This is a genomic window from Spirosoma lituiforme (assembly GCF_054776635.1).
The window spans coordinates 245,627-261,488 of the sequence record NZ_BAAHBO010000006.1; the positions used below are offsets into that span (position 1 = coordinate 245,627).

11 protein-coding genes are annotated in these 15,862 nt (G+C 52.5%); 2 read left to right on the forward strand and 9 right to left on the reverse strand.

Features of this window, described 5'->3' with window-relative positions; translation table 11 throughout:
• Positions 1-22 precede the first annotated feature (22 nt).
• The 9 genes from ACYU87_RS20220 to ACYU87_RS20260 all read right to left on the reverse strand — a co-directional run bounded on the left by ACYU87_RS20220 (position 23) and on the right by ACYU87_RS20260 (position 12,049).
• Positions 23-949 (reverse strand): glycerophosphodiester phosphodiesterase family protein, encoded by a 927-nt coding sequence (locus ACYU87_RS20220; protein ID WP_461135912.1) that lies wholly within the window; start codon positions 947-949, stop codon positions 23-25.
• A 34-nt stretch (positions 950-983) separates the two neighbouring features.
• On the reverse strand, positions 984-2,240 hold the full coding sequence (locus ACYU87_RS20225) for a ComEC/Rec2 family competence protein (RefSeq protein WP_461135913.1): 1,257 nt from the start codon (positions 2,238-2,240) through the stop codon (positions 984-986).
• 62 nt (positions 2,241-2,302) lie between these two features.
• Positions 2,303-3,706, reverse strand: a complete 1,404-nt coding sequence (locus ACYU87_RS20230; protein WP_461135914.1) for a RagB/SusD family nutrient uptake outer membrane protein — start codon at positions 3,704-3,706, stop codon at positions 2,303-2,305.
• Between the two features lie 14 nt (positions 3,707-3,720).
• A complete protein-coding gene (locus ACYU87_RS20235; RefSeq protein ID WP_461135915.1) occupies positions 3,721-6,897 on the reverse strand; it encodes a SusC/RagA family TonB-linked outer membrane protein in 3,177 nt (1,058 codons plus the stop codon).
• A gap of 104 nt (positions 6,898-7,001) precedes the next feature.
• Positions 7,002-8,066, reverse strand: coding sequence for a FecR family protein (locus ACYU87_RS20240; protein WP_461135916.1), 1,065 nt, complete (start codon positions 8,064-8,066; stop codon positions 7,002-7,004).
• Between the two features lie 117 nt (positions 8,067-8,183).
• Positions 8,184-8,786 carry a sigma-70 family RNA polymerase sigma factor gene (locus ACYU87_RS20245; protein ID WP_461135917.1) on the reverse strand — a complete coding sequence of 201 codons (603 nt, stop codon included), beginning with the start codon at positions 8,784-8,786 and terminating at the stop codon, positions 8,184-8,186.
• A gap of 312 nt (positions 8,787-9,098) precedes the next feature.
• On the reverse strand, positions 9,099-10,415 hold the full coding sequence (locus tag ACYU87_RS20250) for a cryptochrome/photolyase family protein (RefSeq protein WP_461135918.1): 1,317 nt from the start codon (positions 10,413-10,415) through the stop codon (positions 9,099-9,101).
• A 145-nt stretch (positions 10,416-10,560) separates the two neighbouring features.
• A complete protein-coding gene (locus ACYU87_RS20255) occupies positions 10,561-10,908 on the reverse strand; it encodes a hypothetical protein (RefSeq protein WP_461135919.1) in 348 nt (115 codons plus the stop codon).
• A 433-nt stretch (positions 10,909-11,341) separates the two neighbouring features.
• Entirely contained in the window at positions 11,342-12,049 is a 708-nt protein-coding gene (locus ACYU87_RS20260) for a GNAT family N-acetyltransferase (RefSeq protein WP_461135920.1), read from the reverse strand.
• Positions 12,050-12,419: 370 nt separating this feature from the next.
• Between ACYU87_RS20260 and ACYU87_RS20265 the strand changes: the two genes are divergently transcribed.
• Both ACYU87_RS20265 and ACYU87_RS20270 read left to right on the forward strand, forming a co-directional pair.
• Positions 12,420-13,742: an MFS transporter gene (locus ACYU87_RS20265; RefSeq protein ID WP_461135921.1), complete on the forward strand. Its 1,323-nt coding sequence runs from the start codon at positions 12,420-12,422 to the stop codon at positions 13,740-13,742.
• A gap of 141 nt (positions 13,743-13,883) precedes the next feature.
• Positions 13,884-15,854, forward strand: a complete 1,971-nt coding sequence (locus ACYU87_RS20270; protein ID WP_461135922.1) for a DNA polymerase III subunit gamma/tau — start codon at positions 13,884-13,886, stop codon at positions 15,852-15,854.
• Positions 15,855-15,862: the final 8 nt, after the last annotated feature.

The following is a 15,862-nucleotide window of genomic DNA, read 5'->3' on the forward strand; positions in this document are numbered from 1 at the left end:
TCCTCACCTTCTTACAGCCAGATTACTTGTGCAACCCCCGCTTGCGCAGATACGCGATCAGTTCGTGAGGATGATCCGTCTGGATCATGGTGGCCCCGTGTGCAATAAGCCATCCCCAGCCCGCTTCGGGGTTGTGCTCTTCTACGCTCAGTTCATCATCATGCCCCCCGTTCTGACTGGCCCACAACCCGTTGAGCCATATTTTGGACCCCGTTTTGGGTATTGTCTGATACGTTGAGTTGACCAATACACTATCGGATTTGAAATTCAGTTCGTACGCTACGGGTTTCAGGTTAGCCTCATACGATTGGATAACGTCGTTGGCGTTTGCCTTGTCCATATTGACAATGGGCATGTAAGCCAGTTTACCGCCCAGCAACTCCCCATTTTCGGCTTTCACCTGTTCGTACGTCTTGTATGATTTGATAATGGCGTGATCGACGGTGCTGGTTTTAACCAATATGTCGTACGCATCTTTGTAGTAATCGTACCCCTTGTCGATGTTGATCATGACCCGATTTTTGGCGGTTTTCATGCAGTCTTCAAATGTCGGAATTCGCTGCCGGGTAGGCCCACCGTGTTCGTTTTTCAGTGTCAGTTGCTGTAATTCGGCCCAGGTGTAGTCGGCGGGTTTGCCGTGACCGGATGTGGTGCGATCAATGGTTTCGTCATGCATCAGAATCAGCACGCCATCTTTGGTTTTCTTGAGGTCTATTTCGACTACATCAACGCCCATGGCAATCGCGTTTTCGATGCTCAGAATAGAATTTTCGGGAACACTCCGCCAGTCGCCCCGGTGAGCGACCACAAGAACCTGCCTGCTTTTGGGATCGTGCAGTTGGCGAATAATTGGATCAACGGGTCGCGATTGGGCCAGTGCCGGACCAACCAGTAACGTACTGGCAATGAGCGCAAAAAAATGAGTACGACGTGTGTTGTTGGATACCATAAGGAAACTGAATTTGTTAAGTTGGTCAGTATAATCAATTAGCTGAATAGGGTCCCAGCCAGCGCACTATCCGGAGTTCAGGGCGCGTATCGTCGAGTGTGCCCACCCAAAATTGTTGCCCGCCGGGCAGCACCCGAATCAGCACGTGTCCTTCCGTACTTCGGTAGCTGTTGCGTAGCCACGGCCCCAGATACGCCAGGGTTTCGGGCAGTAGGTGCAGAGCAAACACGTCCCGTTTCTGGCCTGTCGATCCCAGCCGATGCATGACCTCCTGGCCGGGCTGATCAGAACACCAGTTCTGCTGGATGGCTACGCGGGGATTGAGTGTCTGCAAAAATGTGTCGTTGGTGGCATCCCGGTTACCGTGGTGGTTCAGCGTCATGGCATCGACAGACCCCACGGCTTTAGCCATTGGCGTTTCGGTATCGAACCAGTGCGGCAGGCCAAACCCGCGAAGCCCCGTGTTGTCGGCTCCCGTGAAGTAATCAAACGGACCATAGCTGAATAGCAAGGCCATGCACAGCGGATTTTCGTTGAACTTGCCCTGCCGGTCGAGTACCGAGTCAGCCGTAAACTGCGTACATGTCTGGTCACCTGTGCCGGTCCAGATCGTGCCGTTCACCTTCACTGCCCGCACGCGGAACGCCGGAAAGTCGTCGGGTTTCTGCCGAAGCACGATCTGTTGATCGCTACCCGCCCGCAGCACTTCGGCGGTATTCCCCTGCTTTACTTTTGCCTCGACAAAGGCCACGTAGTTCAGAAACGTACTGCCATCCCCGCCGTAGAACTGACGAAGATTGGTCGGGAAATCATAAGCCGGATAGCCCCGGTCAATGATCGTGCCGACGGGCAGACGATCGCCCACGTCCGTAATGCCCGTTCGTTGATAGTCCTGTCCAGTTGTCGGCTTGGCGCGTTCGGTCAGATCGCCATAATGATCACTGTGGAAGTGCGATACGAGCAGGTAATCGAGCCGGGGTGGTTGCCCGGCGGGCATCGTCTGCCGGACGTACTCCGCAATCCACTCACCGGCGGTTCTCGACGCGTTGGGCCGGGCCGGAGCCACCTTCAACGGGGCATTTTTACGCAGAAACGGGCTGGGGTTCAGGTCACCCGCGTCGAGCAAGAGCGTTGTTCCATCAGGAAAAATAAAGAACGTACTGTTGCCCCGGCCCGTGTTAATATGGTGAATATCGAAGTACCCTGGTTGCCACAGCAAACTCGTATCGGCAGGCGGTTGAGCCATCACGACGACACGCATTAATCCGTTGAACAGAAGGAGAAAGATCATTTTCATCCGTGAAAAAATAGCGGCATAAAACGGTGATGGTCGTTTTGTGCCGTGTACGAAAATCAATATCCCGGATTCTGTTTGATGCTCGGATCGGTATTAACCTGCCCCTGAGGAACCGGCATCAGCAGATTGTTCGCCGTAATCCTGATCTGAATATTATTGGCGTTGAACCAATCGTTCATCACCGAAACAGCGTTGCCCGACCGCAGTAAATCGAACCATCGGTGCCCTTCGCCCACCAGTTCGAACCGACGTTCGAGGTCGATGGCGGTACGCAGGTCGCTCTGAGCAGTAGCGGTAGTATTAGCCAGTCCGGCGCGGGTACGAATCAGATTGAGTGTTGCAGCGGCCCCGCCGGGGTTACCCAGTTCGTTCTGCACTTCAGCCAGCATCAGCAGTATGTCGGCATAGCGCAGCACGACCACGTCGCTGCCTCCGTCGGTAATAACAGAAGGTTGGGTTAACTTCTTACTCCAGGGCGTACCGGCTGAGGTAGCTGTCAGGTACGTACCTTTGCGTTTGTCGGCGCTGCTGTAAAGCGCGTATAGGCTTTTGGTTGGCAGATTGTGTCCCTTCGCGCCCGACACCGTACCCGACGGGGCATACTGCTGGAACATGGTACTACCCTCCGTATTACCATTGACCCCCGATGCAAACTGTACGGCAAAGATGATCTCCTTGTTGTTCTCATTGCTGAGGCTGAACACGTCGGCGGGGTTGGTCATGAGCGTATGCTGACCCGAACTCACCACCGCCTGCAGCAGCGTTTGTGCCTCGGTGTAGCTCTTTAGCGTCAGGTGCACCTTCGCCAGAAGGCCCTGAGCGGCTGTTTTGATAACCCGACCTGGCTGCGATGTTGTGGCAGGAAGTACAGAAATGGCTTCGCTCAGGTCTTTCTTCATCTGGTCATATACCTGCGTCGACGCAGTGCGTCCCTGCCCGAAATAGGCGTTCGGGTCGGTGGTTTCCTGCGTTACGAGGGGTACATCCCCGTAGAGCCGCACCAGATTGAAATACAGCAAGGCCCGGATAAATTTCATCTCGCCAATGCGGGCCTGTTTGGTCGCGTCGGTGGCGTACGTGATCGAACCGATCCGGTTCAGGACTGTGTTAGCCTTCTGAATGGCCTGGTATGATTGCGTCCAGACCGCCGTAACGATAGCGTTGTTTGGAATGGTCGAGAACTGGTCGAGCTGCCCGTAATTGCCATCATCGTTGGCCGGCACTTCGTCGTACGTGTTGTCAGACTGAATTTCGGAGAACGCAATCAGGTATAACCCGTATAGCCCGCTATTCTGCAAATTGGCGTACACGGCGTTGACGTACTCTTCGGATTCGGTTTCGTTCCGCAGGAAATTATTCAGCACTTTTGAGGTTTGTGGTTCCTGAAATAGTTTGTCTTCGCAGGAACTGGTCAGCAGCGAACTGCCAAGTAATAGACTGATTGTTATTATTTTTTTCATGGGAGTGTGCTGGATTAAAAGGTGACGTTAAGCCCGGCGATGAACGACCGGGCGACGGGATAGTTAGCCTGCGAAAAGCCGTTGGTCAGAACGTTATCCGTCGACGTAGCATCGGGATTAAAGCCCCGGAATGGCGTCAGTGTGAACAGGTTATTGGCTGATACGTATACGCGCACCCCCGATAACCGCACCGCCGAAGCCCAGGTACGAGGCAGGTTATAAGCCAGTTGAATACTCCGCATCCGCAGGTAATCGGCGTCTTTGAAGAAGATATTCGACGACCGAATTTGCCGACGCGCACTGGAGAAGTTCCCCAGGTTAGGTTGCGCCAGAAACCCGTCCGGGTTGTCGATGGGATGGTAGCGATTCTCGAAGTAATATGTGTTCGGCACACCAAACCCTTCGCCCGATTCTTCCTGGTTGGAAAGTTGCTGATCAAAAATTTTCCGGCCCTGAATCCCGACGAGCGAGAAATTCAGTTCGAAATTCTTGTAGGCAAAATTGCTCGAAAAGCCGTAGGTGAACTTTGGGTTATACGTACCATAGGTCTGCCGGTCATTGAGATCAATAACGCCATCGCCGTTCAGATCCTGTACAACATAGTCGCCCGTCAGGGTACCCGCCAGGTGGGGCGTCGAGTTGATCTGATCCTGCGTTTTATATACCCCGGTAATATTGTAGCCGTAGAGTTGCGCAATGGGACCGCCTACTCTGGTCAGAAACTGACTGGCTGCTCCGGCAATAATCTGATCCTGACCGGGAGCCAACGCCAGTATTTTGTTTTGGTTGGTCGCGATATTGGCATTGAAACCCCATTTGACGGTACCGATATTGATGTTGTTGCCCGCCAGTTCGAGTTCGAAACCGCTGTTCTGGATCTTACCCACGTTCTGAATCGACGAACTGAAACCCGACTGTTCCGGTACGGGAACGTTCAGCAGCAGGTCTTTCGTCACCGAATAGTAATAGTCGGCCGCGACCGTGAATTTGCTGCCCAGCCCCAGGTTTAGCCCCACATTGGTAGCCGTTTTGGTTTCCCAAGACAGGTTTGGGTTGGGCGTGGTGGTAGCCGCAAAACCAGCCGCCAGCGAGCTGCCATACACGTAATTATCGCTATTGACCAACGCTTTCGAGCTGTACGAACCGATCTGGTTGTTGCCCGACTGCCCCCAGCTACCCCGTAGCTTGGCAAACGTAATCAGGCTGCTTTTTGGAAAAAATTCTTCGTTCGAGACGATCCAGCCGCCCGTCAGCGAGGGAAAATTACCCCACTTTCGGTCGTTTCCGAAGCGCGATGAGCCATCACGACGGATGGTAGCGGTGAGCAAATATTTGTTTTTAAAGGCGTACTGCGCCCGGGCCAGATACGAAATCTGGGTCCAGGTGTACCGCTCGGCAGTGGCAACGAACGCACTGGCCCCACCAATGTTGGTAATGTTGTTATCAGCGATACTGGACCCGGTTACGCTGGCGCTGGCGCTATTTTCCTGCTGGTACGTATAACCCGCCAACAAATCGATCTGGTGATCGGCGATCTGTCGGCTATACGTTACGGTATTCTCCGTCAGGAAATTGGTGATAAAATCCCGCGATTCGGTTGCGACCGCTGGTTTAGGTGCCGCTGTCCGGTAGCCGCCCACGTCGGAAGGGTTGTAGAAATCGAAGAAGTTACTCCGCAGGTCGCCCCCGAGCAGGGTTTTAACTGTCAGTCCCTCGATGGGCTGATAACTCAGGTAAGCATTTCCAAACGTGCGAAAGAAATTACGCTGGTTCTTGATCTTGTAGGCCAATGCCACCGCGTTTTCGCCCAGCGCACCGTCTTCCGGCGTATTCGCTACAATCTGCTGACTGATCGCCAGCGAACCGTCGGCGTTGTAAGGCGCAAACATTGGGTACATGATGTACGTGTTGCCGATGGGGTCGAACGACTGGTTGCCGCTGTTGGTAAAGTAATTCTGCGAGTTATACGACGGATTTACACTAACACCCAGATTGACCTTATCCGACAGTTTGGAGTCAATCTTCACCGTAGCACTGTAGCGTTTCAGGCCGTTGTTGATAACCAGGCCCTGCTGGTTGAAAAAATTGGCCCCAACATAATAATTGGTTTTAGCCGATCCGCCCGAAAACGACAGGTTGTAGCTGCTGATAGCTCCTTTGCGGAAGATCTCGTTCAGCCAGTTGGTGTTGGTCACTCCCGGCTGGTTGTTAAGCCAAGGATCGATGTAGTTCAGCCGCAGTTCGCGTAAGCTGGCACCTTTGCTCAGGCGGGTGGCGCGATCGTCGGTGATACTGCGGGCGGTGGGGTTTTTCGATACGTACCCCCAGTCGCGGGCTTCGGTGAAAAAGAGCGCGGCCTGGTAGGCATCCACATATTTTACGTTGTCGGCCCGCTCCTGAAAGCCCGTATACACGTCGAATGCTACGGTCATTTTCTCCGATTTGCCTTTTTTGGTCGTAATCAGAATCACCCCGTTAGCCGCCCGCGACCCGTAAATAGCTGCCGATGAAGGGTCTTTCAGGATATCAATCGTTTCAATGTCCTGCGGGTTAACCGAATTCAGCGACGATCCTTCCGACAGCGGAAACCCATCGACTACGATCAACGGGTTGCGCCCGGCGGTCAGCGTGCCAATGCCCCGGATAACTACCTGTGGGTCGGCACCGGGTTGCGCCGATGCATCGTTAATAACTACCCCGGCCGCTTTCCCGGCCAGTTGCTGAGCGAAACTACTCCCGCTATACTGGTTCAGCGTTTGGCCTTTCACCTGCGAGATGACCCCCGTCACTTTCGCTTTCGACTGCGCCCCGTAGCCGATCACAACCACGTCGTTCAGGGTACGTTGTTCGGGTTTCATTCGAATCAGCAGGCTGTTGTTATCACCCGCGTTGATCAAAAAACCTTTTGTCGTTTGATTTTCGTAACCAATGTAACTGGCCGTCAGGTCATAACGGGAACCCGCCCGAAGGTTGTCGAATGTAAAAAGCCCTTTGGCATCGGTTGTTGTCCCTCGGGGTGTACTCTGCCCGTCCTTCAGTAATACGGTCACGCCAACCATCGGCTGACCCGTTTCGTCGAGCACGGTTCCTTTCATCGCTGCGGTTGTCTGGGCCATAGCCGGCACCGCCAGAAGCAGCCCGAACAGCAGGGCCGGGAGCTGGGTCAATAAGTTACGTACGTACTGTTTCATGAGTTATTGATAAAAAATTGGTAAAAGTGGTCCCGGCTACCCCATTTTTGGCGTAGTGTACTCATCGCAGCCGCGATGGAATCCGGGAAAGTGATGCGTTGATTTTAGGGTGATCGAGTAATAATAACCCGACCAGCTTCCTGGGTGAATGATAAGTTATTGGTCATACAAACGGCACTCAACACGGTTCTGAGCGAATCGTCAGCTGCAAACGAACCCGAAAAGGAAAGCCCCTGCACGTCTGCCGGAACATACTCTATTTTCACATTGTAGCGCTGTTCCACTTGGGTCAGCACCTGCTCCAGCGGTTCCTTAGCAAACACCAGCCCTGGTGCCACAGGCCGGGCGAGTGCCACGGCTGGCTGTTGCGGACCAACTGGTTTTGCCACGGCCCGTTCAACCGGGCTCACCTGCACACGCGCCAATCGGGTATCAATCTGTATGCGCTCACCGGGCTTCAAGTAGGTATCCGGTATAGTGAAGCCACTGGTGGCAGTTGCCCGCACCACCACCCGGCCTTCGAATAAGCGTACCGATACCTGATCGGCCGTTGTCGTTTGCACGCTGAACTGGGTACCAAGCGCCGTTGTCGTAATGCCACTGGCCAGCACCGTGAACGGGTGCGCGGGGTCTTTCGCCACAGCGAAGAACACGGTTCCGTTCATGCTGATGTTTCGCGATGATTTGCCGAACGGTTCATAGTAGCTTACCGAACTACCTGGCTGAAGCGTCAGCATCGATCCGTCGGCCAGCGTTATCCGGGCGGGCGACTGAGTTGAGTTGGTTTTGTGCGTCAGTTGCCAGGACGATGCAACTCCGGGACGTACCAGCGCTGGCTCATCAGGTCGGGTACTGAGCCAGACACCCAAACCGGCGACCAGCGCAAAAACGGCCGCTGCGCTCCACCGGACCCACTGTCGCCAGATCGTGAACGTTGGTTTTGCCTCCGCTTCATTCAGCACTTGCCGATGTACCCGCATCAACACCCGAGCCGACTGCTCCTCTGTCAGTGGGCCGGTTGTCTGGCTTTGCTGGTCGAAGGCGTGACTCAGTTGCTGCTGCCAGTCTGAACCGGGAGCGTCGAGCGCGTCGGCCAGTTGCTGCTTCTCCGCGTCGGTTGCTGTGCCCGCCCAAAACCGGTCAATCAGCTGTTGCGTGTCTTTCTTCATACTCACCCCTAAATACGCCGGCCCTCCCGCCAGGGGGATGCTTTTTGTATTACGAAATTGTTAAGCCTGATGCGGGTGAAAAAAGCGATCGAGAAGGCACGTGAAATCTTGCCTGTTTTATTGGTCAAGCAACAGGAGGAGACAGGTTGTTGCGACCAGCTGGGCCGATTTGGCATTTGTACGGATATAATCGCGAACAAAACGAGTCGACTGTTTCAGGTAGTCGTTAACCGACTGAACGGATATACCGGTCATGTCGGCCACCTCTTCGTTCGATAGCCCTTCGAATCGGCAGCGGCAGAAAACATCGCGTTTACGGGCGGGCAGATGCGCAACAGCCTCTTCAATAAGTGCCATTTGCAGACTGTAGAGTTCTTCGTCGGCCCGATCGTCGGGCGTGGGCGCGTCGGGCAGGTCGGCTTGCCCCTGTATCACAGCCGACTCCCGCACTTTTTTTCTGAGCGAAGAAGCCGCCTTGTTGTAGCTCACGACAAACAGCCACCCGCCGACCGGTTTAGTCAGGTCAATTTTTTGGCGGTTTGTCCAGAGGGTAACAAATACTTCCTGTAAAATATCTTCAGCGGTTTCCGTTTGCTTAACCAGCTTGACAATATTGCTGTAAACGGGCTGTTTGTAGCGGTGGTACAACGCATCAAAGGCCTTTATCTGACCGAGTGCCAGGGCGTGCAGTAAGTCCGTTTCTGACCGATCAGCTTTCATACGGTTGCGCCGGAAGTATCCACCAGATGAACATAGCTTCGGCTGGTTACTCGTTGGTCTGGGGATAACTACTCAGGTTTTCGGCAAAATTAAGCACTATTGCCCGGACGGGGTTTTACGAAATTGTGAACAATTACCCAGGCTAGCAACCTTACAAGATTCGATGTTGACCACGGAGTCACGACAACGGCGGACCGCAGAGAACAGCAAAGAATAGGGCTGACTTATAGCTACTTATTCTCCGTGTGCTTCGCGGTCCGCCGTTGTCGTGACTCCGTGGTTGATAAATGGGTAGACTTGTAAAGCAAGCCGTTACTTTACTTTTGCCAGGGCTTTCCGGTACGTATCAATCGCCCGCTGGCGAGCCATTGTATGCTCCACAATGGGCTTTGTGTACTTGGGGCTGTCGACTTCCGGCACCCACTGCCGAATGTACTCCCCTCTCGGATCGAACTTTCCGGCTTGCAGCGTGGGGTTGAAAACCCGAAAATAAGGGGCCGCATCGGTACCAGACCCCGATGCCCACTGCCACCCGCCATTATTGGCAGAAAGATCGTAATCCCGAAGTTTTTTGCCGAAGTAGGCTTCACCCCACCGCCAGTCGATGAGCAGGTGTTTGCACAGAAAGCTGGCCGTGATCATCCGAACCCGGTTATGCATCCAGCCGATGGTATTCAGCTGGCGCATGCCCGCATCGACGATGGGATAGCCAGTTTCGCCCCGGCACCATTTGTCAAACTCCTCTTCATTGTTACGCCATTCGATCTGGTCGTACTGCCGCCGAAAAGATTCTTTCTCGACGTGGGGAAAATGGTCCAGCACCTGAAAGTAAAAATCCCGCCAGCAGAGTTCGTTCAGATACGTTTTATCGTCAGCCTCTTTGGCCTGGCGGGCCAGGTCGCGCACGCTGATCGTACCAAACCGGAGGTGTATGCTCAACTGACTGGTGCTGTGCGGCAACGCAGGAAAATCGCGCGTTTTCTTATAGTCATCAAGTAATTCCTCGGGTACAGTTCGTTTGGGAAAAGGTTCGCCTACCGGCTGAAAATCCATGTCTTTCAGCGTAGGGACGGGCAGCGGCTTCATTTTCCAGTACTGACTGGCGTATTTTTCTGTAGGATACGCTTTCAGGTAAAAATCAGTCAGTTTTTTATGCCAGTTGCGGCTGTATGGCGTGAAAACAGTGTACGGCGTTTTTTTTCCACTCAGCACCTCGTCGCGCTCAAAAATCGTTTGGTCTTTGCTCGTATGGAAACCAATGCTGTGTTCGGCCAATAGATCACCGATAGCTTTGTCCCGCTCTTTGGCGTAATTCTCGTAGTCGTGGTTGGCAAATACATCGGCTATGGTGTACTGCGTGACCAGTTCCTTCCAGACATCAATCGGTTTGCCATACCGAACAATAATGGTCGAACCCAGCTTAGCCAGTTCATCCCGCAAACGGTCGATTTCCTGAACAAGAAACTCCACCCGACGGTCGCGACGGTCGTCCAGCGCATCGAGAATGGTGCGATCAAAAATAAAAACGAGCAGTACAGGATGGCCACTTTTCAGGGCGTGATACAGGGCTGCATTGTCGTGCAGGCGTAAATCACGGCGAAGCCAGACCAGTGAGAGTGGTTCAGACATAGTGTAAGTCAATAGATTTATAACAAAACAGATAAACAAAAATCGCTCTGTCGAATGATATTGTTCAGATCTGAGCAACATCATTCGACAGAGCGAAAAGGCACTATAGCAGTGATTCCTGACAGGTCAGGTACTTTTCACGTTACTAATCTGGTTGAAACCGCAGCCGAACCGTGTGCAATTCACCGGAATCACTGCCGTATCCGTTTATTTTCTTGCCCGTCAGTTGGCGAATCAATGTATTATTAAGCTGCTCGTTCTGACTGAACACTTCCAATTGGCAAAGCTCGTTGGCGGTGTTCACCTTGAACTGAATGACAACAACACCAGCCTGTTGGGTGGGCTTGAGGGCATCCGGGTAAGAAACGTACTTCGCCAGTTGGTTTTCCAGCGTTGCCTTAGCGGCCTTGGGTCTACTTGTTTTAATGGGCGCAGCGTAGGCTTGCGTTGCCAGGAAGCCTACCAGCATGAGAAGAGCAAAATTCTTTTTCATGACTTCAATGTGATTAGATGATTAAACAAACTACCCTCGTCCCAAGGCCATCTAGTATGGATGCGACTAATGTTACCTTAATATTACGTCAATATTATCTAAATGTTATCAATTATCTAATCAAAGCAGACTGAGTGAGGACTCTATCTTTCTGCCCATCTTACGCTTTCAGTATATTATTGCAACTTTTCGACTATTTTCAATATAATCTAAATAAATTTCAGTATCAAAAGTCTTTTATTCAATCCATTATTCGCCAGTTCAATGTTAACCAAATATTAACAAATTGTTAAATATTTATTTTCCAGATAATATAGTCCTGTTTGTCGCTTTATCTGTGTCTTATTTTCTCGGGGCAGATGCATTCAGCTGGCCCATAAAACAGAAAAGTCCCGAAGTGACTTCGGGACTTTTCTGTTTTATGGGCTATTGATCAGGCGGTTTCCAGTTCGTGTTCCCGGCGTGACCGTGTGCGTTCAGCAGGGCTGATTCGCATAAGGATACGCTTCTTGATTCGCATCCAGCGCTCGTACAAACTCGACTCCTTCAGGAAATTCCACTTTTCGTCTTTAATTTCCTTCTTGTGCTCCTGAGGATCGTATTGCATACCCGTACACAGGCAATGCTTACGATTGGTTCGGGTCAGAATATCGAAGTTCGTGCAGGTCTGGCAACCTTTCCAGAAGGCGTCATCAGCTGGCAGCTCGCTGAGCGTTACCGGCTGATAACCCAGGTCGGAGTTGATTTTCATAACCGCCAGACTTGTCGTAATACCAATAATCTTGGCCGTAGGAAACATGGCCCGCGACAGTTCGAACGCTTTCGCTTTGATACGGGTGGCAATACCGCTTTTTCGGTAATCGGGATGAACGATCAAACCGGAGTTAGCCACAAATTTGCCGTGCTCCCAGGTCTCAATGTAACAAAAGCCAACCCATTCGCCCGACAGGGTCATGGCCACAATGGCCTTTCCTTCGAGCATTTTTTCCATCACATAAATGGGTGAACGCTTAGCAATACCGGTTCCCCGAGCTTTGGCACTTTCTTCCATTTCCCGGCAGATGGTTTCGGCCAGGCGCAAATGGTTTTCATTTGCGACTTGTACGATATATAAATCGTTAACTATTTCTGGTTTGATCATTGTCGTTTATTGGGCGGTTGTAAAGCCGCAGAAACGGAGACAGCGTAATCCGAGCTGATTGATTAGGTGAATAAAACGAGAAAATTGGCGAGAATAGTTTACCACATAGGCAAACAAAATGATATAGTCCTTTCGGACCTAAACCGAAATGGCGTAGTATGGAAGAAGGTCGGTATGTAGACGAGCTTGGCCATTGGTTTTGCGCTGAAAACGCGGACAATGTTAGAGAGATTATCCGGTTCTTGCAATACACTAACGGTTTTTTTGCAGGATAGTTCGACATGGACCAAAACATATTTATTAATCGTTAAGTCATAGATGTTTGGTTGCCGTTAGGTAAACCTATAGGCTTACTTATCCAACCTGATCCGTGCTGACGACCCTTCCCTCCTCTACCCATTCCCTGACGCTGAGCCAAAGCCGGCTTCTGCGGTATTTTGTCTTTTTTTACCTCTATGTCATGCAGGGAATTCCGGCGGGCTTTTCGCTGACGGCGCTCACCAATTACCTGGCAGCAGAAGGATTAAAACCAAAAGTCATTGGGTCCTTTGCCGCCATTGTCGGGCTGCCCTGGGCCTTTCAGTTCGTGTGGGGACCGCTCATTGACCGTTACCAGAATTCCGCGATGGGGCGACGCAAGCCCTGGGTTATTGGTACACAGTGCCTGGCAGGATTGGCCTCGCTGGGCCTGCTGTTTGTGTTCGATCCGGTTAAGCACGTGATGACGCTGGCCTGGTTTTTCTTCGCGCACAGTGTTTTTGCCGCCGTTCAGGACGCCAGCGTCGATGCAATGGCCATTTCGGTTATTCCGGCCGATGAACGCGGACGGGTCAATGCCTTTATGCGGGCTGGCTTCCTGATTGGCACGGGTGTTGGGGCCGCCGTATTTTCTCAACTCCTGCGCACATACGGTTTTTTTGAGGCAGCATTAATTCAATCGCTGGTCCTGTTAACCCTGACTGGCCTGACGTTCTTTATTCGGGAGCGCCCCGGCGACCGGCTTCTGCCCTCGTTCAACCGGGCGACAGTAGCCACCAGCCGGGCGACTGTTGATCGGGCACCAGCGAAACCTGACCATACCTTTCGATGGCTTTTCACGGAACTATTTAGAGGCTTATTTGCCAAACGAAGCCTGTTGCTATTCGGCTCGGTGGTGGCGGCCTACGTCAGCATTAGTTTGTTCATGCGCGGGTACAATTACCACCTGATTCATACATTGGGCTGGACCGACACGTCTGTTTCGGGCCTGACTGGTACGTATGGTATGCTGGTTGCCACGGGGGTAGCGCTGGTGGGCGGCTACGTTGCCGACCGCATCAGCCCCCGCCGGTTGCTGGTGATTGTCATGGCGATGGTGGCGGTTTACCTGCTTGTATTCAATGCACTATCAGCACAATGGGTTCAGCGCGAAGTAGCCCAGACAGGTTTGGTAGCGCTGTATTTTATGGACCCCAGCATCAGTATTGCCGCTATGCCGGTACTCATGGCCATTTGCCGACCGGGGGTTGAGGGATCGCAGTTTACCACGTATATGGCTTTTGTGAATCTGTCTGATATTGCCGGCTCGTATCTGGCCGGTCATGCCCAGGATTACGTGTCAGTGCCCACGATTGGCCTGTTTGCGGGCGGGCTGGCCATTGTGGCCATGCTTACAGCCCTGTTTACCGTCCGGCATTACCGAAAAACGAACTAGCTTTCTTCGACAGCCATTACTCAGATTAGCGACCGTGAAGTACCCGGCCGGAACACGTTGTTGCCTGACGACCGGGAGACTTGCCGCCGAACGGACGTCGTTATTCGTTTGAAATGCGCCCCGGCCTTGCTAACTTTGAGTATGGAAAATTTCGTGGTCTCGGCCCGCAAGTACCGTCCTGCCACCTTCGATACGGTTGTGGGGCAAGAGCACATCACCACCACGCTTAAGAATGCGATCAAGACCAATCACTTAGCGTCGGCCTTCCTGTTCTGTGGGCCACGTGGGGTTGGAAAAACGACCTGTGCCCGAATTCTGGCCAAAACCATTAACTGCCAAAACCTGACTGCCGAGGGAGAAGCCTGCGATACCTGTGAGTCGTGCGTAAGTTTCAATCAAAGTGCGTCCTTTAATATTCACGAACTGGATGCGGCTTCGAACAACTCCGTTGAAGACATCCGTAACCTGATCGACCAGGTCCGGTATCCACCCCAGTCGGGTAAGTACAAAATCTATATCATTGACGAGGTCCACATGCTCTCGTCGGCGGCCTTCAACGCGTTTCTGAAAACACTGGAAGAACCTCCGGCCTACGCTATTTTCATTCTGGCAACGACCGAGAAACACAAAATTCTGCCGACGATTCTATCACGCTGCCAGATTTTTGATTTCAACCGGATTCAGCCCCAGCACATTGCCAGTCACCTTGCCAGTATTGCGGATAAAGAAGGTATTACGGCCGAATCGGAAGCCCTCGATTTGATTGCCCAGAAAGCCGACGGTGGTTTACGCGATGCGCTGTCTATGTTCGACCTGAACGTAACGTTCGCGGCCGACCGGATCATTCGGTACAAGGAAGTGCTCGACAACCTGCACATTCTTGACTACGATTACTATTTCAAATTAACGGACCTGTTGCTGGCCGGAAATCTGCCGCAAAGCCTGCTGACGGTTGACGAGATTTTGCGTAAGGGTTTCGATGGGCATCAGTTTGTGGTGGGTCTATGCCGACACTTCCGCGATTTGATGGTCTGTAAAGATGCGGCAACGGTGCAGTTGCTGCAGGTAACGGAAAACGTTCGTCGGCAATACCTCGACCAGGCGGTTCGGGCACCCATGTCATTTTTGCTGTCGGCACTCAGCCTGGGCGGGCAGTGCGACATGAACTACAAACAGGCTAAAGATCAGCGGTTGCACACGGAGCTCTGGCTGATGAAATTAGCCAACTTACGCAACCTGCTCAATTGGGATACATTACCCGATGCGGTTCTTCCGCACAACGGCAACGCTGCCCCCGACCGTTTTTCTGCCGAGCCCTTGGTAGACGAAAAAAAAAACGGCCAGCCAGCACCCGGCCCCTCGCAGCAGTCAGCGAATAACGGTCATCAGCTAAGCGAAAGTCATCCCATTACGAGTGAGCCGGTTAATGGGTACCACGCCAGCAATGGCGCAAAGGGTAACTTATCCTCCGAAAAGGTAGCCCAACAGGGTGATGTAGCCACCTCGAATAGGGCTGCAATGGCACCGGAGACAGAATCCGTTGTGGTACCAATTGTAGCAAAGACGTCTGTACCCGTGTCTGCCGTGGCGGTAAAGCCCGAACCTTCAGCCAGACAACAAACAGCCCCGCCACCGCGCCCCGCCACCAGCCGTTTGCGGTCTACAGTCGCCCTGACGGCGGGTCCGGTTGTGTCCTCAGCCGATGCGGATACGGATGTGGTATCAACCGCACCCGTGCGGCCGGACAAGCCTTTTACGTTCGACGAGCTGATGGATGTTTGGCGCGCTTTCGCCAAAATTCGTCTGCAACAGTACGATTCTGCCACCGAGCAACTCGTCTTAAATCGGGAGTTGACGCTCGATGGCACTGTGATTCACCTGACGCTCGACAATACGTTGCAGGTAGGCTACTTAAGCGATGTAAAACCCGATCTGCTGGGCTATCTGCGTACGGAACTTCAGAATAGTAAGATTCAACTCGAGCACAAAGTTACCGTTCAGGAAGCCAAAAAGATGATTTACAGCTCTCAGGACAAGTTTAACTTTCTCGCCGACAAAAATCCCGCTCTCCACGAATTACGCAAGGTGCTGAATCTGGAAGTAGATTATTGATGCACAGA